Genomic DNA, 22,462 nt, shown 5'->3' with positions numbered 1-22,462 from the left:
GCGCGGGTCACGGACCGGCGTCCGGGGCGCCGCGGCGGTGGCGCTGCGGGGCGCCGCCGAGGAGGGCGGCGACCCGGTCGACAGCGGTGTCGGCCTCGGCGCGGGTGAGCGCGCTGCCGCGGGCGTAAGCGGCGGTGTAGGCGGCCTCGCCCAGTGCCTCCCGCGCGGCGGCGGTGACGCGGTGGATGTCGACGCGCTCGGTGGGCGAGACCGGCCGCCCCGCTTCGTCGCGCGCAGCGGCGGCGGCGCCGAGGAGGACCGCGGCGTCCTCGGCGCGCCCGGTCAGCGCGCACGCGCCCGCCAGGCCCGCGACGGCCCCCGCGACGTCGCCGGGGGAGGTCAGCTCGCGCCCGATCGCGCGGGCCTCCAAGTGCAGCCGCGCCGCCCCGGCGGGGTCGCCCCGCTGCTCGGCGAGGAAGCCGAGTTCGACCAGGACCATCGGCAGGTACAGGGCGTGGCCGGCGCCGGTGTCGTCCTTCGGCGCGTTGTCGCGCAGTTCGTGCAGGTACTTCTCGGCGTCGTCGAACCGGCCCTCCTTGCGTGCGGTGAATGCGCGCACGAGGTCGGCGAGCACCAGTGTGGTCGTCGACCCCTGGTCGACCGCCATGCTCCTGGCCTGGGTGCTGAGTTCGCGCGCCTGCTCGTAGTCGGCGGTTTGCAGGGCGATCCAGCTCAGCCAGCACAGGCCCGAGGAGATCTCCGGCCACAGGCCCAGCGCCTCGGCGTCGCGCAGGCCGTCGCGTTGCAGGCGGTCGGCCCGTTCGTAGTCGCCGGTCATCTCGGCGAGCGCCGACAGCCACGCCGTGGCCTGGAGCTGCCCCCAGCGGTCGCCGAGCCCGCGGAACAGCTCCGCGCTGCGGGCGGCGTAGCGTTCGAGCACCGCGAGTTCGCCGCGGACGTGGGCGTGCTTGGCGCGGACGAGGAGGACGGCGGCCGTCCCCCACGCGTCGGCGATCGCGTCGAACCCCGCCGTCGAGCGGTCGAGCAGCGCATCGCCCGCTTCGAGGTCGCCGGCGTCGCTGCCCGCGAAGGCGAGGAAGCACTCGGCCCGTGCCCGCCCGGCCGGGTCGTCGACGCCGTCGAACAGCCGCAGCGCCGTGTCGCTCCGCTCGGCCCACCGGGCGGTATCGCCGTTCAGGAAGGCCATTCCCGCCGCCCAGGACGCCGCCCGCGCCCGCGGCGCCGCGGGCCCGGCGGGGTCGCCGCCGTCGGCGGCCAGCGCGGTGTCGAGGAAGCGGCGGGCCTCGCCCAGCCGGCCGCGCAGGAACCAGTACCACGCCAGCGACGCCGCGAGCCGGAGTGCGACCGCCGCATGGCCGTCGGCGACGGCGCCGTCGAGCGCGCCCCGCAGGTTCGCCGCCTCGGCGGTGAGCAGCCGCAGCCACCGGCGCTGGTCGTGCCCCCGCAGGTGGGGTTCTGCCCGCTCGGCGAGGTCGGCGTAGTAGCGGTGGTGGCGCAGGCGGACCTCGGCCGTCTCGCCGGCGTCGGCCATGCGCTCGGCGCAGTAGGCCGCCACCGATTCGAGCAGCCGGTACCGCGACCCCTCCTCGTCGTGGACGGCGACGACGAGGGAGCGGTCGACCAGCCGGGCGAGGAGGTCGAGCACGTCGGCGGCCGGGACGTCGCCGCCGGCGCAGACCGCCTCGGCCGCCTCGGCGGTGCACCCGTCGGAGTGCGCCGAGAGGCGGCGCAGGACCGCGCGCTCGGGGCCGCTCAGCAGCTCCCAGCTCCAATCGATCATCGCCATCAGGGTCTGCTGGCGCGGCGGCCGGCCCCGGTGCCCGGTGGCGAGCAGCCGGAACCGGTCGTCCAACCGGTCGACCAGCCCGTGCACGCCCAGAGCGGGGACGCGGGTCGCGGCGAGCTCCAGAGCGAGCGGGATGCCGTCGAGCCGGCGGCACAGCATGGCGACGGCGGGGCCCGTCGCGGCGTCGAGCGCGAATCCCCGCGCCGCCGCCCGCGCCCGGGCCACGAACAGCCGGACCGCGCTGGAGCGCTCCAGCACGGCGGGGTCGGCCGCAGCGGGCAGCGCGGGCACCTCCAGCGGCGGGACCGCCCAGACGACCTCGCCGCCGACACCGAGCGGTTCGCGGCTGGTCGCCAGGATCCGCACCCCGGGGGCGGCCCGCAGCAGCCGGTCGGCGAGTTCGGCGGCCTGCTCCACGATGTGCTCGCAATTGTCCAGCACCAGCAGCAGCCGCCGGGAGCGCAGCGACCCGGTGAGCCGTTGCAGAGGGGATCGCGGGTCGCCGGGGTCGACGGAGTCGTGGATGTCGAGCACCGCGGTGACCAGGTCGATCAGCGCGCCGCCCGGTTCGGCGGACGAGCCGGGGTGGTCGAGTGCGGCGAGTTCGATGAGCCGCACGCCGTCGGGGAAGGCGTCGTCGGCCTGCGCGGCGGTCGCAACGGCGAGCCGGGTCTTGCCCACGCCGCCCGGCCCGGTCAGCGTGACCAGGCGGTCGTCGGCGAGCGCCGCGCGGACACCGGCGACCGCGTCGTCCCGGCCCACGAGTTCGCCGAGCGCGGTCGGCAGGTTCGTGGTGTGCTGCCGGACCCGCACGACGGGCGGCCGCGCGGGCGGTTGGAGCTCCGGGTCCTGGCGCAGGATCGCGCCGTGCAGTGCCGCGAGTTCGGCGCCGGGGTCCAGCCCCAGTTCGTCGGCGTGCCGCCGGCGCAGGTCCGCGTAGCTCGCCAGCGCCTCGCTCTGCCGTCCGGAGCGGTAGAGGGCGCGCATGTGCGCCGCGCGCAGGCGCTCGCGCAGCGGATGCGCGGCGACGAGGTCGCCGAGCGCCGCGACCAGCGCGGCGTGCTCACCGAGGGCGAGCAGCGCCTCGGCGTGGTCCTCCTGCGCGGTCAGCCGGAGCTCCGCCAGCCGGGCCGCCGCCGCCAGCGTGAACGGTTCGTCGGCGAAGTCGGCGAACGCCGGGCCGCGCCACAGCGCCAGCGCCGCTGCCAGTGTGTCGGCGAGCGCGCGGGGGTCGGCGCACGCACGGGCCTCGGCGATCAGGATCTCGAAGCGGTGGGTGTCGCGCGCCTCGGCGGGGGTCTCCAGGCGGTAGCCGGCCGGGCCGGTGCGCACGAGCGCGCGCCCGCCGGGTTCGGCCTGCTCCAGCGCGCGGCGCAGTTGGGAGACCTTCGCCGACAGGGTCGCGGCGGCGCTGCCGGGCGGCGACCCGCCCCACAGGTCGTCGATGAGCCGGTCGGCGGGGACCGGTCGCCCCTCGTGCAGCAGCAGATCGGCCAGGAGCGCACGGACCTTCCGGCCGGGGACGGGGACCGGCGCGCCGGCGTCCGTCCACACGGCCAGCGGACCGAGTACGCAGAATCGCATGGGCGCAACGATAGCCGGGGCGGCGTTGGACCTTCGTTGTCCGGCATCGTCGCAGGTGACAGCATCGGAAGGGCGGGTCGGCAACCGGCCGTAAAGAAACCGAAAACCCGGTCGGGCAGATTCATACCCATCGGAACCGGCGGACGGAGAGGGGGTGCAGGGCCATGGCGGAGGACGAGCCGCTGGGCGTGGCGGTCATCATCGGCAGCACCCGCACCGGCCGGTTCGGCCCCACGGCGGCCGAGTGGTTCGCGGCGCGTGCCCGCTGGCACGGCGGGGTGCGCGTGGACCTCGTCGACCTCGTGGACGCCGGGCTGCCCGCGACACTGGGCGACCCCGACGACGACCTCCCGGCGCAGGTGCGGGCGCTCGCCCCGCGGCTCGCCGCGGCCGACGCGTTCGTCGTGGTGACACCCGAGTACAACCAGAGCTTTCCGGCGCCGCTCAAGACCGCCATCGACTGGTTCTACACCGAGTGGCACGCGAAACCGGTCGGCTTCATCACCTACGGCAGGGAGTCCGGGGGTGTCCTCGCCGCGGCCCAACTCCGGCAGGTCTTCGCCGAACTGCACGCCGTGGCGGTCCCGATGGCGGTCAGCCTGCCCCGCTACTGGGAGCAGTTCGCCGCCGACGGCAGTTGGCCCAAGCCGAGCGCCGAGGCGAACACCACCGTCATGGCCATGCTCGACCAATTGTGCTGGTGGGCCCGCGCACTGCGGGACGCCCGCCTGAAACACCCGTACACGGCATGACCCGGAGCGGCGCCCCGGTCCCGGCCGCCGCTCCACCACCGACACAGCACACCGGAAACCGGAGAAACACCATGAGACGAGTCATCGCCACCACCCTGATGTCCCTCGACGGCGTCATCGACCACCCCGAGCAGTGGGCCTTCGACTCCATGAGCGAGCAGGTGCAGCAGGCCAACTACGACCAGCTGTTCGCCAGCGACGCGCTGCTGCTCGGCAGGGAGACCTACGTGGGCTTCGCCGAGACGTGGCCCTCGATGAGGGACGACGAGGCGGGCTTCGGCGAGCGGATGAACAGCATCACCACCTACGTCGTCTCCACGACCCTGGAGAAGGCCGAGTGGAACAACGCGACGATCATCAGCGAGAACGTCGCCGAGGAGGTCGCAAAGCTCAAGGAGCTGCCCGGCGAGGACATCCTCATCTACGGGGTCGGCCGCCTCGCCTACTCCCTGCTCGACGCCGGTGTCCTGGACGAGTTGCGGATCTGGGTGCACCCGGTGCTCTTCGGCAGCGCGACCACGGAGGGCATGATCACCCGCGAGGGCCCCAAGACCGCGCTGGAGCTCGCCGGGACCCGCACCCTCGACACCGGGATCGTCATCCACACCTACACCCCGAAGAAGCCCGCCTGAGCGGACCCCGCCGGACCGGCCGACCGCGGACACCCCGCGGCCGGCCGCACCCATGTCAGGTGCCGCCCGGGTCCCGTGCGCCCCGGCGGCGCATGGCGGGTATGGACCCGGATGCGGACCGGCCGTAGTATTCCGCCCTCCGGCCTCTCCCACCTCCTCACGTCAGGGCGTGTTCCCGTGCGCAATCCCCCACCGCCGTCCGACCGGGAGCGCCCCCCGCATCTTGGTCCGGCCGCCCCCGAGACCCGGTTCGCCTCCATGGGACGGCGCCTGCTCGGCTTTCTCGTCGACGCGGTGGCGGCCCTCGCGGTCAACTACGCGGTCATGTTCGGCGCGGTCGCGCTGGCCCGTACCGGAGGAGGATTCGGCCCTGTCGAGGCCGCGCTGGTGGTCGTCATCAGTGCGCTCCTAGTGGCCGCCTACCACGTCGTGCCCACCTGGCTCGCGGGGCGCACCCTTGGCAAGTGGATCGCGGGGACGCTAGTGATCAGCGTGCGGACGGGCAGTACCCCGGGCCCGGGTGCGGCCGTGGTGCGCTTTCTGGTCTTCGCGCTGTGCATGGCCGTGTTCCCGGTGATGCTCCTCGTCGCCCTCGTCTCGATGGGCACCGGGCGCATGCGCGCACTGTGGGACAGCGCGGGCGGCACCTGCGTGATCAGGCTCCCCGCGCAGCACCCCTGACCAGGGCGAGGCGGCGACGACGGGTGCCGCCGCGAGCGGGTGTCAGGGTTCCGGGCGGTGCTTTGGGGGCGGCGCGAGTGCAGGCCAGTGCAGGTGCATGGCGGCGCGCATGTCCGTGCAGAGGCGGCCCAGTCCGCTCAGCGCGGGGCGGTCCGCTGCCAGTTCCGCGACGACGCCGAGGCGGTGGGCCAGCCGCTCCCTGGCACTCACGGTGCCCCAGGTCCAGTCCTCGTGCGGGATCCGCGCGAGGTGGTCGACCGGCCCGCGCCGGGCCCGCTGGACCAGGGCGTCGCCGCGGATCAGCCAGCCCGCGCAGGCGTCGGCGAGGTCGCCGCCGAGCGGGGTGCCGGTCGCGGCGTGCCAGGTCGAGCGGTACGCCGCCGCGGCCCTCTCCAGCAGAGGGGCCGGGGCCGCGGTGACGCACCAGCACGTGGGGAAGCCGATGTGCAGGTAGGCGAGTTCCATCAGGCCGTGGCCGAGGGACGCCCCTTCGAGGTCGATGAACCGGACGCCGTCGGCGGTGTGCAGGTCGTTGCCCGGGCACGGGTCGCCGTGCAGCAGCGCGTGCCCCCGCGCGCGGCCGAGCCGGGTGACGAGGCCGTGCAGTTCGTCGGACGCGCCGACGGGCACCGCGACGCCCAGTTCCGTTGCGAGGGCCAGGAACGCGTCGGCGTCCGCACGCGTGGGTCCGACCCAGCGGGGGAGGGCGCCCGCGTCGCCGGGCCCGGTCGCGGCGTGCAACCGGGCGAGCGCGGCGGCGTAGCCGACGATCCAGTCGTCGCCCGGGTGCCGGTGGTCCAGCCGTTCCAGGACGAGCACGTTCTCGTCCGGGTCCGTGCCGAGCAGCGCCGGGACCACGGGTGCCGGACCGCGCCCGGCGAGGCGCAGGGCCGCGGCCTCGCGGGCGAACCGCTCCCCGGCGTCGGCCCCGCCGACGACCTGCTTGACGATGGCGGGGACCCCCGCCAGCTCGACCTGCCACACGTGCGACCTCGGGCTGCTGTCCAGCGGGCGGGCCCGCTGCGGTGCGCCGAGCCGTTCGCGCAGGGCGCGGCCGAACGGGACGTCGCGGCTCATGTGCGGTCCCCTTCCGTGTGCGCGGCGGGCGGCGGCCCTCCGCCGGACGAACGCCCGGCGCCGCGCGGCCGCCGCCGTCCGATGCTGCCACGCGACGGGGCCGCCGCGGCTGCGCGGCGCCCGGCGGTTCGGCGGTGCCGCGGGCGGGTGCGGGTCAGCGCAGGCTTCGGCGGGCCGCGGCGACGGCGGCCAGCCCGCTGCCGATGTCGGACGGGGTGCTCGCGCCGTAGCCGAGGACCAGCCCGGGCGGGTGCGGGCGCCGGCAGTGCCACGACAGCGGCTGCACCTTCACCCCGCGGGCGAGTGCCGCCGCGGCGAGGTCGGTGTCGGCGAACCGGTCGGCGTCGAAGGTGATGGTCAGGTGCAGCCCCGCGGCGGCGCCGTGGACGGCGGCGCCCGGCAGATGGGCGCGGATCGCGTCGATCATGGCGTCCCTGCGCCTGCGGTGGTGCCTGCGCACGAAGCGCAGGTGGCGTTCCATCGCCCCCGACTCCAGCAGCCGGGCCAGGACCAGTTGCGGGAGGACCGCGTTGCCGAGGTCGGCGAACCGCTTGGCGGCGACGAGCGCGTCGCGGTACATCGGCGGCGCGAGCACCCATCCCACCCGCATCGCGGGGGCGAGCAGCTTGGAGACGCTGCCGGTGTAGCAGACCCGCTCCGGGAGCATCGACCGCAGGGCGGGCACCGGCGGGCGGTCGTAGCGGTGTTCGGCGTCGTAGTCGTCCTCGATGACCAGCCCGCCGTCCGCGGCCCACCGCATCAGGGCGCGGCGCCGCTCGCCGCCGAGCACCACCCCGGTCGGGAACTGGTGGGCGGGGGTGAGCAGGACGGCGGGCGCGCCCTCGGCGCGCAGCGCGTCGACGTCCACCCCGTCGGCGTCGACCGGGACCGGCGGGGTGGCCAGCCCCCGCGCGTGCAGGTGCTGGCGCGCGCCGAGCGAACCCGGGTCCTCGACCGCGACCCGGTCGACCCCGTCGGCGCGCAGCACCTCGGCGAGCAGGCCGAGCGCCTGGGCGACCCCGGCGACGACGAGCACCTCGCCGGGGTCCGCCCGGATCCCGCGGAACCGTGCCAGCCAGTCGGCCACGGCGCGGCGCAGCGGCAGCGCGCCGCGGGGGTCGCCGTACCCGAAGTCGGCCGCCGACAGCTCCGCGAGGACGCCGCGTTCGGCGCGCAGCCACGCCGCCCGCGGGAACGCGGCGAGGTCGGGCACGCCCGGTGTCAGGTCGACGCGGGCCGGTGCCGCGCGCAGCGCGTCGAAGGCGTCCGCGCCGGGCACGGCGGCGAAGGGGCCGCCGGACACCGGTGCGGCGGCGGCCCGCTGCGGTGCCGTCGCCGGTGCCGCGACGACGACCGTCCCGCCCCGCCCCCGCCCGGCCGCGTGCCCGTCCTCGACGAGCCGCCGGTACGCCTCGGTGACGACGCCGCGGGAGACCCGCAGCTCCGCTGCCAGCACCCGGGTGGCGGGCAGCCTGCTCCCGACCGGCAGGCGGCCGTCGGAGATCGCGGTCCGGAGCCGCCGGGACAGCCAGTCCGCCAGCCCGCCCGGCGGCGCGTCGCGGGTGTCGAGCTGGAGGAAGTCCGCCCCGTGCGGTATGGACCTGTCAAAGGGGTCCTTTTTGGACCTGTTCATCGGTCCACGGTAGCGGCAGTGTGATCGGGGCGGGCGGCGCGGGCGTGCCGCCGCCCGTCCCGATCCGCCGTAAAGGGAGTCCCGTGGGTATCGAGTTCCTGGTGACATCGCTCATCGTCGTCGTGACGCCGGGCACCGGCGTGCTCTACACGATGTCGGCCGGGCTGTCCCTCGGCGCCCGCGCGAGCGCCGTCGCGGCGGTCGGGTGCACGCTCGGCATCGTCCCGCACATGCTGGCGGCGATCACGGGCCTCGCCGCACTGCTGCACACGAGCGCGCTCGCGTTCCAGCTCCTCACCTACGCCGGGGTGGCATACCTGCTGTTCATGGCGTGGAGCACGCTCAGGGACAACGGGGCGCTCACCGTGGCGGCCGACGCCGCACCGCGCTCAGCGGGGCGCCTGATCGGTTCCGGCGTGCTCGTCAACATGCTCAACCCGAAGCTCACGATCTTCTTCTTCGCGTTCCTGCCGCAGTTCGTGCGCCCCGGCGATCCCGCCGCGCTGCCGCGCATGATCGAGCTGAGCGCCGTGTTCATGCTGCTCACGCTGGTCGTCTTCCTCGGGTACGGGCGGTTCGCCGCCGCTGTGCGCAGCCGCGTCATCGCCCGGCCCCGCGTGCTGACCTGGCTGCGCCGGACCTTCGCCGGCGCGTTCGTCCTCCTCGCCGCGCGGCTCGCGGTCGCCGAGCCGTGACAGGTCGACCGCCGGACGCCGCCCCTTGGGACCGGACCGGGGGTTTGACGCGGCCGCCGCCGCGTGATGGCATCAACCTATGCTGATGCCGGAGGATCCACCGGTCGAGACCGCCGTGGTCAAACTGCTCGGCGACCCCCTGCGCGCCCGCATCGTCCGGCTGCTCGCCGAGGAGCAGCTCTGCACCTGCCACCTCATCGAGGAGACCGGCGCGCGCCAACCCACGGTCAGCCACCACCTGCGGGTCCTGCGCGAGGCGGGGTTCGTCGCCACCGAGCCGCACGGCCGCTACACCTACTACAGGCTGCGCCCCGAAGCGCTCTCCGTGCTCGCGCGCAGCCTCGGCGACCTCGCCGCCCGCGCCGAACAGGCCGCCCTGTCCCGGCGCCCTTGCGACTGAGCGGGACCGGCGCCCGGGGCGGGCCCGCCCCGGGCGGCGGTCGGGCCGGTCACCAGGCGCGCTCCAGGAGGCCGGTGACGTCGCTGTGGGACGGGGCGACCGGGGTGTTGGCCGTCACCGGGTCCGCCAGTGTGTCGGCGGCGAGCGCGTCGATGCCGTCCTCGGGGACGCCGAGGTCGCGCAGCCGGGCCGCCATGCCGACCCGGGCGGCCAGCTCCTCGACCCGCTCGATCGCGGCACCGGCGTTGCGGTCGTCGCCGCGGTCGGTCCGGCCGACACCGAGCGCGAACGCGATCCGCGCGGTCCGCGCCGTGCGGGCACGCAGGTTGAAGCGCAGCACATCGCCGAGGACCACCGACAGCGCGAGCCCGTGCGCGATGCCGTAGCGGGCGCCCAGCGGATGGGCGATGCCGTGGACCAGGCCCAGCCCGGTGGACGCGAAGCCGATCCCGGCGACGTGGGCCGCCAGCAGCATCGCGGAGCGCGCCTCCAGGTCGGCGCCGTCGGCGACCGCCCGTTCCAGGTGGGTGCCGACGGTGCGGACGGCCTCCAGCGCGATCCCGTCGCTGTAAGGGTTGGCGCGCACCGAGCAGAACGACTCGATCGCGTGGGTCAGCGCGTCCATCCCGGTGGCGGCGGTCGGCGACGCGGGCAGGCCGAGGGTCAGGTCCGGGTCGAGGACGGCGGCGCGCGCCACCGTCGAGGCGTTGCCGATGTACACCTTGCGGCGGGACGCGCTGTCGGTCACCACGCCGAAGCCGTTGACCTCCGACCCCGTTCCGGCTGTTGTGGGGACCGCGACGATGGGCAGGCCGCGCGCCGACGCGAACCCGGGCTCGCCGAGCCGGGCCGCCGGCACGCCCGCGGCGGCGCCGAGGGCGATGGCCTTCGCCGCGTCCATGGAGGAGCCGCCGCCGACGGCGACGATCGCCCCGGCGCCGCTGTCGGCGACGGCCCGCACGCCCGCGTCGACCGCTTCGGTCGTCGGGTTCGCGACGACGCCGTCGAACAGGACGGTCGCCGTCCCGGCGGCCTCGACGGCGTCGCGCACAGCGGCGATCACCGGGGTGCGGGCCAGCGCGGCGTCGGTCACGAGGACGGCCGTCGCGCCGTCGGCGGCGGCGCGGGCGAGCGCCCCGGTCTCGGCCACGGCGCCGGACCAGAAGACCGTTTCGGGGGCGGGGGACAGGCGCAGCTCGGTGCGGCTCAGCGGGTGCGGCGTGCACTCCGCGGCGCCGTCGCCCGGGCGCGTTTCGGGCTCGGTCATGGTCACCTCGGTTCCGGATGTCGGACGGCGGTCGGGCGCGCTCACTGCGCGCGGTCCTCGTGCCGCTCGGTCTCGGCGGTCTGCTCGGCCACGACCTGGGCGACCACCTGGGCGGCGAGCTGCGGGGTCTGCTCGTAGGCGAGCCCGTCGCCGCCGCGCTGGTCGGGGAGGATCTCCTCGACAACGGTGGCGGCCGTGCGCAGCGCGCCGCCGATGATGTCCTCGTACAGGCGCACCGGGCTCATCTCACCCGCGGCGTCGCCGTACGCGGCGCGGGCCCGCCGATAGATCTGCTCCACGAGGGCCGACAGCTCGGCGGGGACGTTGAGGTCGCGGGCGAGGTCGACGGCGAGGCCGAGGTCCTTGCACGCCAGCGCGATGGCGAACCCCTCGTCGTAGTCGCCGTGCTCCAGCACCGACATCACGTCGCGTTCCAGGAACGTGGAGTTCGCCGGGGAGGCGAGCAGCGAGGAGCGCAGCACGCCGAGGTCGACACCGGCGCGCGCGCCGATGGCGAGGACCTCCGCCGTCGCGACGAGCTGGGAGAACCACAGCAGGTTGATCATGAGTTTGACGGCGTAGCCGGCCCCCGCGGGGCCGACGTGCAGGATCCGGTCCGGGTCGCCCATGCTGCGCAGGACGGGGAGCAGCGCAGCGAACTGCTCCGCTGTGGCGCCGACGAAGATCTGCAAGGTGGCGTCGCGGGCGCCGGCGCTCATCCCCGACACGGGTGCGTCGACGATGTGCGCGCCGCGCCCGGCGACCGCGTCCCGCACCTTGTCCGCCACCGACGGCACCGAGGTGGACATGTCCACCCAGTAGCAGCCCGGTGCGAGCCCGGCGACGAGCCCGTCCGCGCCGAGCGCCACCTGTTCGACGTGCCGGGGCGCGGGCAGGGAGGTGATGACGACGTCGCTGGCCGCGGCGACCTCAGCGGGCGTCGCGGCCCACGCCGCGCCCTCCGCCAGCAGCGCCTCGGCCGATTCCCGGCGCAGGTCGTTGACCGTGAGCGCGAATCCGGCGCGCGCGATGTTGCGCGCCATTCCGGCGCCCATACTGCCCAGCCCGATGAAACCGATGCGCATGCCGCTCACTCCTTGCCGAGGTCGATCCAGGTGGTCTTCGCTGCGGTGTAGGACTCCAGGGCGCCCAGTGACCGGTCGCGCCCCGCTCCCGACTCCTTCACCCCGCCGAACGGGGTGATGAGGTCGGCGGCGTCGTAGGTGTTCACCCACACGGTCCCCGCGCGCAGCCGCCGCGCGACCCGGTGGGCGGTGGCCAGGTCGCGGGTCCAGACGGCGGCGGCGAGCCCGAACCGCGTGCCGTTGGCGATCCGGACCCCCTCCTCCGCTGTGGTGAAGGTGTGGGTGGTGAGAACGGGCCCGAAGACCTCCTCCTGCCCGAGATGGGACGCCGGGTCCACGCGGGTGAGGATGGTGGGCGGCACGCACAGGCCCGGCGCCGCCGCGGCGGCACCGGCACCGCCGAGCGCGGCCGCGACCCCCGTGTCCGCGGCGTGGTCGAGGTGCGCCAGCACGGCGCCGTACTGCCGCTCGTCCACGATCGGCCCGATCCGGGTGGCGGGGTCGAGCGGGTCGCCCACCGCCATGGCGGCCGCCACCGCGGCGACCCGCTCCACCAGGGCGTCGTGCAGGCTCTCGTGGACGACCAGCCGCGACCCCGCGTGGCAGGTCTGCCCGGCGTTGTAGAAGATCCCCCACGCGACGCTCTCGGCGACGGCGTCGAGGTCGGCGGCGTCGGAGAGGACGAGCTGCGGGGACTTCCCGCCCAGCTCCAGCGCGACCTGCTTGCCGTTGCTCTGCCCCGCGTAGCACTGGAACATCCGGCCGACGGGGACCGAACCGGTGAACGCGATCTTGTCGACGTCGCCGTGCAGGCCCAGCGCCCGCCCGGTGACCTCGCCGGGGCCGGGCAGCACCGCGAGGACCCCGGGCGGGATCCCCGCCTCGGCGGCGAGGCCCGCGAGGCGGATCGCGGAGAGGGAGGACTGCTCGGCCGGCTTGAGCAGCACCGAGTTCCCGACGGCGAGGGCCGGTGCGATCTTCCACCCGCTGATGATGAGCGGGTAGTTCCACGGCACCACCGCGCCGACGACGCCGAGCGGCTCCCGGGTGACGGTGACCAGCGCCGAGTCGGGTCCGGGTGCGACCTCGCCCGACACCTTGTCGACGGCCTCGGCGTACCAGCGCAGCGTCCGGGCCAGCGAGGGCACGTCCACCGCGACCGTGTCGGCGATGGGCTTGCCGGTGTCGAGGCTTTCGAGGAGGGCGAGCTCGTCGAGGTGCGCCTCGACCAGGTCGGCCAGCCGGTGCAGGACCTCCTGGCGGTGGCGCGGGTCGGCGCGCGACCAGATGCCGGAGTCGAACGCGGCGCGGGCGGCGCGCACCGCGTCCTCGACGTCCTCCGGCTGCGCCGCTGCGACGCGGGCGATCTCGGCGCCGTCGCGCGGCGACACCGAGGGGAACGCCGCGCCCGAGCGGGCCGCGCGCGGCGCGCCGCCGATCATCAGGCCGCTGTCCGGGCCGCTGTCGGTGAGCAGTGCGGCACGGTGCCGCCAGTGGTCGAGTGTGGTGGCCGGGCGGGGGTCGGTCATGCTGGCACCTCGCAGTGGGTCGTGCGGTGCGGGCGGCCCGGGGGCGGCGCCGGGCCGGGCCTTCACAGCCGGTAGCGGCGCAGCGCGTCGTCGTCGAGGACGGCGCCGAGCCCGGGTTCGTCGGGGACGGCGAGGTCCCCGGCGGCGTCGATGTCGATGGGGCGCTCGAGCATGAAGTCGCGGCGCTCCGGGCCCCAGAACGGGGGATCGTAGGGGAACTCCAGGTACGGGCCCGCGCCGACACCCGCCGCGACGTGCAGGTTGGCGAGCAGCCCGATCCCGTTGCTCCAGGTGTGCGGGGTGAACTGCCGGTGCCGTGCCGCGGCGACCTCGGCGAGGGTCCGGGCGCGGTGCATCCCGACGGCGAGGACCACGTCGGGCTGGTAGACGTCGAGGGAGTCGGTGTCGAGCAGGCGCAGCAGCTCGTTGAAGCCGCGGACCATCTCGCCCCCGGCGACCCCGATGCCGGTCTCGGCGCGCAGGTGCGCGAACCCGGCGGTGTCGTACTGCGGCAGCGGCTCCTCCAACCAGAGGACGCCGAGGTCGCGCAGCCGCTCGGCGAGCCGCCGGACCTTGGGCAGGGCGAGCGCGGGCGCGGTGTCCCCGGCCATCCGCCAGGTCTGGTTGAGGTCGACCATCAGGTCGAAGTCGTCGCCGACGGCGTCGCGCGCGGCCCGCACCGAGGCCACGCCCTCCTCGATCCGGTCGCGGCTGATGCGGATCTTCATGGCGCGGAAGCCGCGCTCCTTCGCCGCGAGGGCGCTCTGCGCGCGCTCCTGCGGGGGCAGCAGCATCCCGGACGACGCGTAGGCGGGCAGCCGGTCGGCGCTGTTGCCGAAGAAGTGCGCGACGGGCAGGCCGGCGGCCTTGCCGATGATGTCCCACAGTGCGACCTCCAGCGGCCAGTAGCGGCCCGCGTGGAAGTCGATGGTCTCGATGCTGCGCACGTGTTCGGCGATGCGCCGCGGATCCTTGCCGAGGAACAGGTGCTCGAAGGCCGCGAACCCGTCCATCGTGTCGCCGGAGCCGATCCCGGTGATGCCCTCGTCGGTGGACACCCGCACGACCGTCGCGTCGAAGCGGCGGCGCGGTTCGGGGTCCCACGCGGCGGGGAACGGGGGGTCGAGGGGGAGGCGCAGGCGGTCCAGTCGGATCTCGGTGATCTTCACCTGTGGGCGTCCTGTTCTGATCGGTGCGGTGTGCGTTCAGCCGGCGGGTGTGTAGAACGGGTTGCGGACGGCGTGCCGTTCGGCGAGGACGGCGTCGACGCCGGGCAGGCCCGCGGCGCCGTTGCGCAGCGCCTCGGCGACCGCGCGCCGGTTGTTGGCGTAGACCGCGTCGGCGTCGGCGGCCTCGGGGTTCACCCACACCGCGGCGACGAGCACCCAGGTGTCGGCCTGTTCCCGGGTGATGACGCCGTCGGCGACCGCGTCGGCGACCCCTCCGGCGATCCCGGCCTGGGCGGCACCCCAGGTCAGCTCCCCGTGCGCGGTGCTGACGGCGGCGGCCTTGGTCACGAACAGGGTCAGCGGTTTCACCGGCAGGGAGGGGCGCAGCACCGCGACGAACGGCACGTGGCCCGCGCTCGGCGCCGCCAGCGCCCCCGCCCAGGCGGCGCCGGCGGGCCCGCTGCGGTCGCCGAGGACGGTGTTGACGTGGGCCGCCTCGGGCCCCTCGCTGATGAAGGATTCACCGATCTGGACTGTCGCGGACATGGGGATCCCCTTCGCGGTGGTCGGTGGGTGCGGGAGCCGCGGGGGCCGCGCCCGTATCGGCGCGGCGTCCCGTCATCCGCAACGTAGTTCGCCGCGCCAGCACTGACAACACGAGTTGTGCCAATGGCAACAACTCGTGCACCGAATTGCGAAATGCCGCCTGACCAGCGGAAACAAGGTGTGAAAAACGGGCCGTCCAGGCCCGGTGCGGCGCCGCACCGGGCCTGGACGGCCCCCTGCTCGCTGCCCCCTAGTCCAGGAATCCCTTCTCGCGGAGCCAGTCCTCGGCGATCTCCTCGGGGTCGTCGCCGTAGTAGTCGGCGCGCTCCGCGAGGGCGAGGATCTCCTTCTCGGTGAGCTCCTTGTTGATCCGCCCCAGCAGCTCGTCGATCTCCGGGTGTTCCGCTGCGAGTTCGCTGCTGTACGTCGGGGTGGGGTTGTAGTTGGGGAAGAAGGCGCGGTCGTCCTCCAGCGTCGTCAGCCCGAGCGCCTTGATCCGGCCGTCGGTCGCGAAGACGTCGCCGAACGCGCAGGTCGACGCCTTCGCCAGCTCGGTGAAGATGATGCCGGTGTCGACCATGTGCACCCGCTCCTTGTCGACCTCCATGGAGTAGGCGTCGAGGAGCCCCGGCCAGCCGTCGTCGCGGGTGGAGAACTCCGTCTCGATGCAGAAGGTGGCCTTGTCGGGGTGCTCGCGCGCGAACCCGGCCAGGTCCGAGAGGGTCTTCAGGTCCCACTTCCGCGCGAGGTCGGTGCGCACGGCCATGGCGTAGGTGTTGCTGAACCACGCCGGGGGCGCGGTCCAGTGGATGCCGTTGTCGGCGAGGTCGCGTTCCGCGACGGCCGTGAACTGTTCCTCGGGGTCCGGCAGCGGCTTGGTCTCGCCCAGGTAGCTGATCCAGGCCGTCCCGGTGTACTCCCAGTACATGTCGACCTCGCCGGCCTCCAGCGCGGCCCGGGTGTTGCTGGAGCCGACCATGTCGACGGGCACGGCCTCGGCCCCGAGGGTCTGGAGCGCGTACGCCGCGATCCGGGCCAGGATGCGCTGCTCGGAGAAGTCCTTCGCCGCGACCTGGAGCTCCAGCCCGGCGAGCGGCCCCTCGGGTTCGACGAACTCCCCGCCGCTGCCGCACCCGCCCGCCGCGAACGCCAGGGCGACCGCCGCGGCGGCGAGCCGGATCCCGGCCGGGCGTCGGGTCTGCGCGTCTCGCATGGCCATGTCACATCCCCCGGGGGCGTAGCAGGTCCTCGGCGAGGCCGCCGAGCCAGTCCACCAGCAGCGCGATCGCCGCGGTGAGCACACTGCCGGTGACCAGCACGGTCATCCGTTGCAGCTTGATGCCGTTGACGATGATGTCGCCCAGCCCGCCCGCGTTGACGAACGTCGCCAGGACCGCGACCCCCACGCACAGCACGAGCGCGGTGCGCAGCCCGGCCAGGATGACCGGGACGGCGAGGGGGAACTCGATCCGGCGCAGGATCTGGGCGTCGGTCATGCCGACGCCGCGCGCCGCCTCGACGGTCGCCGGGTCCACCTGCTGGAGGCCGACCACGGTGTTGCGCAGCGTCGGGAGGAGCGCGTACAGCACGATGCCGACCATCGCGATGGTGAACCCGATGCCGAACACGATGGTGAGCATCGCCATCAGCCCGATCACCGGGACCGCCTGGCCGACGTTGCCGAGCGCGAGGATCACCGGGGCGAGCACCCGGGAGCGGCTGGCGACCACCCCGAGGGGGATCGCGATGAGGACGACGAGCGCCCCCGCCACGAAGGTGATCTTGGCGTGCTGCAAGGTGTTCGTGACGATGTACTCGGCGTTGAGCGTGCGCTGCTCGATGCTGTCGAGGTCCCGGGTCGCGACCCAGGCGAACAGCCCGGCCAGCACGAGGAGCACCCCGAGGGGGGTGATCAGCCGGCCGGGGGTGCGGATGCGCTGCCAGCGGGACGCCGCGGGGTCCGGGCTGCGGCCGGGTTCGGCGATCGCCGTGCTCACTCACGCACCCCCGTTCGATGAGGTGTGCGCGGCCAGTGCGGCGGCGATCGCGGCCAGGCCCAGGGAGCCCACGACCCGGCCGCCGTCGCGCACGGCGATCCGCTCGCCGCAGGAGGAGACCAGCAGGTCCAATGCAGTGCGCAGGTCGGTGTCGGGGTGCACGCCCGCGGTGTCGGGCGCCTCGGACGCCGGGCCGAGCTCCGCGTCGGCGACCCGCACCAGGCCCAGCCCGGTGAGCGCCGCAGTGGAGCCGATGAACGAGGCGACGTAGTCGTCCGCCGGTGCCGCCAGGACGCGCCGCGGGGTGTCGTACTGCACGATCCGGGAGCGGTCGCCCAGCACGGCGATCCGGTCGCCCAGCCGCACCGCCTCGGCGAAGTCGTGGGTGACGAAGACGATCGTCTTGCGCAGCCGCCGCTGGAGTTCGAGGAACTCGTCCTGCAAGCGCTCGCGGGTGATGGGGTCGGTGGCGCCGAACGGCTCGTCCATCAGCATGACCGGCGGGTCGGCCGCCAGCGCGCGGGCGACGCCCACGCGCTGCTGCTGCCCGCCGGAGAGCTGGCGCGGGTAGCGGTGGGCGAACACGCCGGGGTCCAGCGCGACCGTCCGCAGCAGTTCGTCCACCCGCTCCGCTGTGCGCGCCGCCGACCAGCCGAGCAGCTGCGGGACCACGCCCACGTTCTGCGCGATCGTCATGTGCGGGAACAGCCCGATCTGCTGGATGACGTAGCCGACCCGGCGGCGCAGCCGGACCGGGTCGAGGGTCAGCACGTCCTCGTCGCCGATGGTGATGGAGCCCGAGGTCGGCTCGATGATCCGGTTGATCATCTTCATGGTGGTGGTCTTGCCGCAGCCGGACGGGCCGACGAACACCACGAGCTCGCCCGCAGGGATGTCCATGGTGAAGCCGTCGACGGCGGGGGCGGAGCCGCCCGGGTAGGTCTTGGAGACGTCGGTCAGGCGGATCCCGAGCCCGGTGCGCGACCCGGCCGCCTCCTCGTCGGGCGCGGATTCAAGCAGCCGGTCGGACACGGATCCCCCTCGGTGTGGTGGAGCGGCGGATGAGGATGAACAGGGCGTCGAGCAGGAGCGCGAGCACGACCACGCAGACCGTCGCGACGAACGTCCGGTTGAGCGCGTTGATGGACCCGAGGCTGGCGAGCCCCTGGAAGATGTCGTTGCCGAGCCCCGGGCCGGACACGTAGGCGGCGACCGTGGCGATTCCGACGATGAGCTGGGTCGACACCCGGATCCCCGTGATGATCACGGGCCACGCCATCGGGAGCTGCACGCGCAGGAGGGTCTGGGTCCGGGTGTAGCCCATGCCGAGGGCCGATTCCATGACGGCGGCGGGCACCTCCCGCAGCCCAACCACGGTGTTGCGCACGATCGGCAGCAGCGCGTAGAGGACCAGCGAGACCACGGTCGGCGTCCACCCGATGCCGAGGACCGGGATCAGCAGGCCGAGCAGTGCCAGCGACGGGATGGTGATGAGGACCCCGGCGACTCCGAGGGACACCGAGCGCGGGAACGGGCGGTTCCACACCAGCGCGCCGATGGCGATGCCGATCGCGGCCGCGATTCCGACGGACAGGGCGACCACGACGAGGTGTTCGGCGGCCTGTTCCAGGATCCGGTCCCATCGCCTGAGCAGGTAGGCGTCGAGCCCGTGCAGGGTCGTGCCGTCGAGGGGTTGTGCCTCCAATGCGAACTCCTTAGTCCCGCCGGTCGAGGCCGGGAAAACGTGAGGTGGACGGCTTAGACGGTAGAGTCGGGTTAACCAATGAGCAATGGAGGTTGCGCATATGGCAACCAAACGCGGGGATGGTGACCCGGCGGTTACCGGAGGCCATCGCCCCAACGCCTCCGGCCTGCGCCGCGACGTCGAGCTGCTGGAGGCCATCGCCGACGCCGAGTCCGCCACCGGCGACGGGCTCGGCGTCCTCCGCCTCGCGCAGCGGGTCGGCCGCGACAAGAGCCAGGTGTCCCGGGCGCTCGCGACCCTCGCCGACGCCGGCATCATCAGCCGCGACGAGGACACGCTCACCTACCGGCTCGGATGGCGCCTGTACGCCATGGCGGCCCGCACCTCCGAGGCGCACCTGGTGCGCGCGGCGACCCCGCACCTGCGCCGCCTCGTGGGGATGGTCAACGAGACGGCCCACCTGTGCGTGCGCCGCGGCGGCGGCGCCGTCACCCTCATCTCCGAGGCGCCGCGGCACGCCTTCCGCGGCCTCGGCTGGGAGGGTATCGGCGTGCCCTTGCACCTCACCTCGGCGGGCCGGGTGCTCGTGAGCGAATGGGACCCCGAGACGCTGCACGGCTGGTTCAGCGCGCAGGAGCTCGCGGCGACCCCGGGCGGCGAGGGCGTCTACGGGTACGAGAGCCTCGCCGATGAGGTCGACCGGATCCGCCGGAACGGGTTCGCGATGGTCGACGAGGAGTTCGAGGCGGGGCTCGTGGGCGTCTCCGCGCCGGTGCGCGACTTCTCCGGGCGGATCGTCGCCGCCGTCAACATCTCCGCGCCGAAGGCCCGCCTGGGCGCGCGCCTGGAGGGCGCCGGGGCGCTCACCCGCCAGGTGGCGCTGGAACTCTCGGCCGAACTGGGCTGACCGGCGGCACCGGGCGGTCGGCGAGGTGGTCGCCGCGGGGGCCGCCGCGGGCGGCCCCGGTGGTCAGGTCGGGTCGGGGTGGGGTTCCCGCATCGCCCAGGCCGTGTCGACGTCGGCGGCCGAGCGCTCCAGCAGGGCGCGCATGGCGTGCTCGGACCGGGCGGGATCGGCGGCGGCCACCGCGTCGAGCACCGCCTCGTGCTCCCCGACCGCGTCGTGCGCCAGCGTGTCGTGGACGAACGCGTCGCGCACCTGGAGGCCGGTCTCGACCACCGGCGACAGGTGGTCCAGCAGGCTGTTGTGCGCCGCGGCGAGCAGCGCGGCGTGGAAGGCGACGTCGGCCACGACGTGCGCCTCAGGCGAGTCGCCGCGGGCCGTGCGCATCGCCTCCAGCGCGTCGCCGAGCGCGGCGAGGTCGTCGGGTGTGCGGCGGAGCGCGGCGAGGCGCGTCGTCATGGGCTCGACGATCAGCCGGACCTCGAACAGCTCGTCCAGGAACCCGGGGTCCGGCGGGCCGGAGAACCGCCAGCGCAGCACATCGGGGTCGAGCGACACCCACTCCTCGCGGGCCAGCACGTAGGTGCCCAGCCGGGGCCGCGCGTCGACCAGGCCCTTCGCGGTCAGGACGCGCAGCGACTCGCGGACGACGCTGCGCGAGACGCGGAACTCCCGTTCGAGCGCCACCGGGTCGATCGGGCTGCCGGGCGGCACCCGCCCGGTGACGATGCGCGTTCCGAGGGTGTCCACCACGTGCCCATGGCGGCCGCGGCTGGGGTATCGGGACATACCGGCATGGTGCCACGACCACCACCAGCGGCGCCGCACTTTCCGGCGTAATTATCTGATTAATGGTTGACATCACATCGCGATCCGGGTTCAACTGTCGCAGCACCCGACTCGGCCGGGCGGCGCGAGCGCCCCCCGACGTCCCGTGCCGGAGTGGTGCGCAGACCGTGCCGCGACCCTGAAGGGCTGTTATGGACAAGCACGCGCGCATGCGGAAGTTCCGCGAGCGCATCGGCGGTCTCGCCTACGGCGGCGACTACAACCCCGAGCAGTGGTCGCCCGAGGTCTGGGCCGAGGACGCCAAGCTCATGCGCGACTGCGGGGTCAACGTCGTCACCCTCGGGATCTTCGCGTGGGCCACGGTCGAACCCGAACCCGGCACCGCCGAGTTCGGCTGGCTCGACACCGTCCTCGACCTCCTGCACGACCACGGCGTGTCGGTCTGCATGGCCACCATGACCGCGTCGCCGCCGCCGTGGCTGTCGCACCGCCACCCCGAGACCCTGCCCGTCACCGCCTCGGGCACCACCCTGTCGCCGGGGGGCCGCCAGCACTACTGCCCCTCCAGCCCCGTGTACCGCGCGCACGCCGTCCGGCTCGTCGAGAAGCTCGCCGCGCGCTACGCCGAGCACCCTGCCATCGGCATGTGGCACATCGGCAACGAGTACGGGAACCACGTCCCCGCCTGCTACTGCGACGTCTCGGCGGCCGACTTCCGCCGCTGGCTGCGTGCGCGCTACACCACCATCGACGCGCTGAACGCCGCCTGGTCGACGGTCTTCTGGTCGCAGCGCTACACCGACTTCGCCGAGGTCCTGCCGCCGCGCGAGGTGTCGGCCTTCGCCAACCCCGCGCAGCAGCTCGACTTCTGGCGGTTCAGCGACAACGCGCTGCTCGCCTGCTACCGCGGCGAGGAGGACGTCCTCCGCCGCGTCACCCCGCACATCCCCATCACCACGAACTTCATCGGCGTGCACAAGCCGGTCGACGGGTTCAACTGGGCCCGGTACCAGGACGTCGTGTCCGTCGACTCCTACCCCGACCCCGTCGACACCGACTCCTGGCGCGACGCCGCGTACTGCTACGACGTCACCCGCGGCGCGGGCGGCGGCGCGCCGTGGCTCCTCATGGAGCAGGCGCCCTCCGCGGTGAACTGGCGCGGCGTCAACGCGCCCAAGCCGCCCGGCGGCCTGCGGCGCGGCAGCTGGCAGGCCGTCGCCCAGGGCTCGGACTCGGTGCTGTCGTTCCAGTGGCGGCAGTCCCTCGGCGGCTCCGAGAAGTTCCACTCCGCGATGGTGCCGCACAGCGGCACCGACACCCGGGTGCACCGCGAGGTCCGCGCGCTCGGCGCGGAGTTGCGGCGCGCGGCAGGGATCACCGGAACCGTGGCGCGCAACGAGTGCGGGCTGCTGCTCGACTGGCACAACTGGTGGGCGCTGGAGATCGACTCCCACCCCTCCGCGGAGGTCACCCAGCAGGAGACCGCCCAGGCGTTCCACCGCTCGCTGCTGCGCCGCGGCGTCGGCTGCGACGCCGTGCACCCGGGCGGCGACCTGTCCGCCTACCGGGTGCTCATCGCCCCGGCGCTGTACCTGCTGTCGGCGGAGAACGCGGCGCGGCTGACCGCGTGGGTGCGCGAGGGCGGCGTCCTCGTCGTGACGTTCTTCTCCGGCATCGTGGACCAGGACGACCGGCTGCACACCGGCGGCTTCGCGGCACCCCTCCACGAGGTCCTCGGGCTCGCCGTCGAGGAGTTCGCCCCACTGCCCGACGGCGTCTCGGCCCCGCTGGACCCCGGCGGGCCGGCGTGGACCGGCACCCGGTGGTCGGAGGCCGTCGTCCCGCAGGGCGCCGAGACGGTGGCGTCCTTCGGCACCGGCGACCTCGCCGGTCTGCCGGCCGTCACCCGGCACGCCTTCGGGTCCGGCACCGCCTTCTACACCGCCACGCTGCTCGACCCCGTGCCGATGGACGCCGTGCTCGGCGACGCCCTTGCCGCCGCCGGGGTGCGCGCCCCCGTCGAAGCGCCGCCCGAGGACGTCCAGGTCGCCGAGCGCCACGGCCCCGACGGCCCCTACCTGTTCCTGCTGAACCACGGCGGCGAACAGCGGACCGTGCGGCTGCGCACGGCAATGACCGACCTGCTCACCGTCGGCGCCGAGGCGGCCGACCACGTCGCACTGCAACCCGGGGGTGTCGCGGTCATGCGCTGACCGGTACCGCGGCCCCCTCGATCCAGCCGCACTCCACCCTCCACCCAAGGAAGGTCG

General features: G+C 74.5%; 20 protein-coding genes. 7 read left to right on the top strand and 13 right to left on the bottom strand.

Annotation, left to right across the window (positions count from 1 at the left end):
• Positions 1 to 7: 7 nt before the first annotated feature.
• On the bottom strand, positions 8 to 3,331 hold the full coding sequence (locus CLV63_RS26260; RefSeq protein ID WP_106585900.1) for a BTAD domain-containing putative transcriptional regulator: 3,324 nt from the start codon (positions 3,329 to 3,331) through the stop codon (positions 8 to 10).
• 164 nt (positions 3,332 to 3,495) lie between these two features.
• Between CLV63_RS26260 and CLV63_RS26255 the strand changes: the two genes are divergently transcribed.
• The 3 genes from CLV63_RS26255 (at position 3,496) to CLV63_RS26245 (ending at position 5,396) form a co-directional block, all read left to right on the top strand.
• Positions 3,496 to 4,083, top strand: a complete 588-nt coding sequence (locus CLV63_RS26255; protein WP_106585899.1) for an NADPH-dependent FMN reductase — start codon at positions 3,496 to 3,498, stop codon at positions 4,081 to 4,083.
• 71 nt (positions 4,084 to 4,154) lie between these two features.
• Positions 4,155 to 4,715 (top strand): dihydrofolate reductase family protein, encoded by a 561-nt coding sequence (locus CLV63_RS26250; RefSeq protein WP_106585898.1) that lies wholly within the window; start codon positions 4,155 to 4,157, stop codon positions 4,713 to 4,715.
• Positions 4,716 to 4,973: 258 nt separating this feature from the next.
• On the top strand, positions 4,974 to 5,396 hold the full coding sequence (locus CLV63_RS26245; protein WP_211301482.1) for an RDD family protein: 423 nt from the start codon (positions 4,974 to 4,976) through the stop codon (positions 5,394 to 5,396).
• Positions 5,397 to 5,438: 42 nt separating this feature from the next.
• Here CLV63_RS26245 and CLV63_RS26240 read toward each other — a convergent pair whose 3' ends face one another.
• Together CLV63_RS26240 and pdxR are read right to left on the bottom strand one after the other, a co-directional pair.
• Complete coding sequence (locus CLV63_RS26240) at positions 5,439 to 6,473, bottom strand: aminoglycoside phosphotransferase (RefSeq protein ID WP_106585896.1); 1,035 nt, start codon at positions 6,471 to 6,473, stop codon at positions 5,439 to 5,441.
• Between the two features lie 154 nt (positions 6,474 to 6,627).
• A complete protein-coding gene (gene pdxR, locus CLV63_RS26235) occupies positions 6,628 to 8,106 on the bottom strand; it encodes a MocR-like pyridoxine biosynthesis transcription factor PdxR (protein ID WP_106585895.1) in 1,479 nt (492 codons plus the stop codon).
• An 83-nt stretch (positions 8,107 to 8,189) separates the two neighbouring features.
• Between pdxR and CLV63_RS26230 the strand changes: the two genes are divergently transcribed.
• Complete coding sequence (locus CLV63_RS26230) at positions 8,190 to 8,801, top strand: LysE family translocator (RefSeq protein WP_106585894.1); 612 nt, start codon at positions 8,190 to 8,192, stop codon at positions 8,799 to 8,801.
• A gap of 79 nt (positions 8,802 to 8,880) precedes the next feature.
• A complete protein-coding gene (locus CLV63_RS26225) occupies positions 8,881 to 9,201 on the top strand; it encodes an ArsR/SmtB family transcription factor (protein WP_106585893.1) in 321 nt (106 codons plus the stop codon).
• A gap of 49 nt (positions 9,202 to 9,250) precedes the next feature.
• On the opposite strand, the gene CLV63_RS26220 is transcribed toward CLV63_RS26225, so the two are convergent.
• From CLV63_RS26220 to CLV63_RS26180, 9 genes are all read right to left on the bottom strand, one after another.
• On the bottom strand, positions 9,251 to 10,468 hold the full coding sequence (locus CLV63_RS26220; RefSeq protein ID WP_106585957.1) for an iron-containing alcohol dehydrogenase family protein: 1,218 nt from the start codon (positions 10,466 to 10,468) through the stop codon (positions 9,251 to 9,253).
• A gap of 41 nt (positions 10,469 to 10,509) precedes the next feature.
• Complete coding sequence (locus CLV63_RS26215) at positions 10,510 to 11,553, bottom strand: NAD(P)-dependent oxidoreductase (protein WP_106585892.1); 1,044 nt, start codon at positions 11,551 to 11,553, stop codon at positions 10,510 to 10,512.
• A 5-nt stretch (positions 11,554 to 11,558) separates the two neighbouring features.
• On the bottom strand, positions 11,559 to 13,082 hold the full coding sequence (locus CLV63_RS26210; protein WP_106585891.1) for an aldehyde dehydrogenase family protein: 1,524 nt from the start codon (positions 13,080 to 13,082) through the stop codon (positions 11,559 to 11,561).
• Positions 13,083 to 13,144: 62 nt separating this feature from the next.
• Positions 13,145 to 14,251, bottom strand: coding sequence for a mandelate racemase/muconate lactonizing enzyme family protein (locus CLV63_RS26205; RefSeq protein WP_106585890.1), 1,107 nt, complete (start codon positions 14,249 to 14,251; stop codon positions 13,145 to 13,147).
• 36 nt (positions 14,252 to 14,287) lie between these two features.
• Entirely contained in the window at positions 14,288 to 14,797 is a 510-nt protein-coding gene (gene fae / locus CLV63_RS26200; protein WP_106585889.1) for a formaldehyde-activating enzyme, read from the bottom strand.
• 250 nt (positions 14,798 to 15,047) lie between these two features.
• Entirely contained in the window at positions 15,048 to 16,016 is a 969-nt protein-coding gene (locus CLV63_RS26195) for a glycine betaine ABC transporter substrate-binding protein (RefSeq protein ID WP_106585888.1), read from the bottom strand.
• A 1-nt stretch (position 16,017) separates the two neighbouring features.
• Positions 16,018 to 16,794, bottom strand: coding sequence for an ABC transporter permease (locus CLV63_RS26190; RefSeq protein ID WP_211301481.1), 777 nt, complete (start codon positions 16,792 to 16,794; stop codon positions 16,018 to 16,020).
• Entirely contained in the window at positions 16,795 to 17,826 is a 1,032-nt protein-coding gene (locus CLV63_RS26185) for an ABC transporter ATP-binding protein (RefSeq protein ID WP_342751441.1), read from the bottom strand.
• On the bottom strand, positions 17,807 to 18,499 hold the full coding sequence (locus tag CLV63_RS26180) for an ABC transporter permease (protein ID WP_245929066.1): 693 nt from the start codon (positions 18,497 to 18,499) through the stop codon (positions 17,807 to 17,809). Before CLV63_RS26180 ends, CLV63_RS26185 begins: the two co-directional genes overlap by 20 nt.
• 100 nt (positions 18,500 to 18,599) lie before the next feature.
• Here CLV63_RS26180 and CLV63_RS26175 point away from each other — a divergent pair, with 100 nt between their 5' ends.
• Complete coding sequence (locus CLV63_RS26175; protein WP_106585887.1) at positions 18,600 to 19,406, top strand: IclR family transcriptional regulator; 807 nt, start codon at positions 18,600 to 18,602, stop codon at positions 19,404 to 19,406.
• Positions 19,407 to 19,469: 63 nt separating this feature from the next.
• Here CLV63_RS26175 and CLV63_RS26170 read toward each other — a convergent pair whose 3' ends face one another.
• Positions 19,470 to 20,192: a FadR/GntR family transcriptional regulator gene (locus tag CLV63_RS26170; protein WP_106585886.1), complete on the bottom strand. Its 723-nt coding sequence runs from the start codon at positions 20,190 to 20,192 to the stop codon at positions 19,470 to 19,472.
• A gap of 191 nt (positions 20,193 to 20,383) precedes the next feature.
• Here CLV63_RS26170 and CLV63_RS26165 point away from each other — a divergent pair, with 191 nt between their 5' ends.
• A complete protein-coding gene (locus tag CLV63_RS26165; protein ID WP_211301480.1) occupies positions 20,384 to 22,405 on the top strand; it encodes a beta-galactosidase in 2,022 nt (673 codons plus the stop codon).
• Positions 22,406 to 22,462 lie beyond the last annotated feature (57 nt).

The sequence above is a fragment of the Murinocardiopsis flavida genome, from assembly GCF_003014485.1.
GTDB lineage: Bacteria > Actinomycetota > Actinomycetes > Streptosporangiales > Streptosporangiaceae > Murinocardiopsis > Murinocardiopsis flavida.
This window is presented reverse-complemented; position numbering and strand designations above follow the sequence as displayed.

Excerpts from the sequence above, each read along its gene's own strand:
- CLV63_RS26260 (WP_106585900.1), bottom strand. The coding sequence starts at position 3,331 with ATGCGATTCTGCGTACTCGGTCCGCTGGCCGTGTGGACGGACGCCGGC.
- CLV63_RS26255 (WP_106585899.1), top strand. The coding sequence starts at position 3,496 with ATGGCGGAGGACGAGCCGCTGGGCGTGGCGGTCATCATCGGCAGCACC.
- CLV63_RS26250 (WP_106585898.1), top strand. The coding sequence starts at position 4,155 with ATGAGACGAGTCATCGCCACCACCCTGATGTCCCTCGACGGCGTCATC.
- CLV63_RS26245 (WP_211301482.1), top strand. The coding sequence starts at position 4,974 with ATGGGACGGCGCCTGCTCGGCTTTCTCGTCGACGCGGTGGCGGCCCTC.
- CLV63_RS26240 (WP_106585896.1), bottom strand. The coding sequence starts at position 6,473 with ATGAGCCGCGACGTCCCGTTCGGCCGCGCCCTGCGCGAACGGCTCGGC.
- pdxR (WP_106585895.1), bottom strand. The coding sequence starts at position 8,106 with ATGAACAGGTCCAAAAAGGACCCCTTTGACAGGTCCATACCGCACGGG.
- CLV63_RS26225 (WP_106585893.1), top strand. The coding sequence starts at position 8,881 with ATGCTGATGCCGGAGGATCCACCGGTCGAGACCGCCGTGGTCAAACTG.
- CLV63_RS26220 (WP_106585957.1), bottom strand. The coding sequence starts at position 10,468 with ATGACCGAGCCCGAAACGCGCCCGGGCGACGGCGCCGCGGAGTGCACG.
- CLV63_RS26215 (WP_106585892.1), bottom strand. The coding sequence starts at position 11,553 with ATGCGCATCGGTTTCATCGGGCTGGGCAGTATGGGCGCCGGAATGGCG.
- CLV63_RS26210 (WP_106585891.1), bottom strand. The coding sequence starts at position 13,082 with ATGACCGACCCCCGCCCGGCCACCACACTCGACCACTGGCGGCACCGT.
- fae (WP_106585889.1), bottom strand. The coding sequence starts at position 14,797 with ATGTCCGCGACAGTCCAGATCGGTGAATCCTTCATCAGCGAGGGGCCC.
- CLV63_RS26195 (WP_106585888.1), bottom strand. The coding sequence starts at position 16,016 with ATGGCCATGCGAGACGCGCAGACCCGACGCCCGGCCGGGATCCGGCTC.
- CLV63_RS26175 (WP_106585887.1), top strand. The coding sequence starts at position 18,600 with ATGGCAACCAAACGCGGGGATGGTGACCCGGCGGTTACCGGAGGCCAT.
- CLV63_RS26170 (WP_106585886.1), bottom strand. The coding sequence starts at position 20,192 with ATGTCCCGATACCCCAGCCGCGGCCGCCATGGGCACGTGGTGGACACC.
- CLV63_RS26165 (WP_211301480.1), top strand. The coding sequence starts at position 20,384 with ATGGACAAGCACGCGCGCATGCGGAAGTTCCGCGAGCGCATCGGCGGT.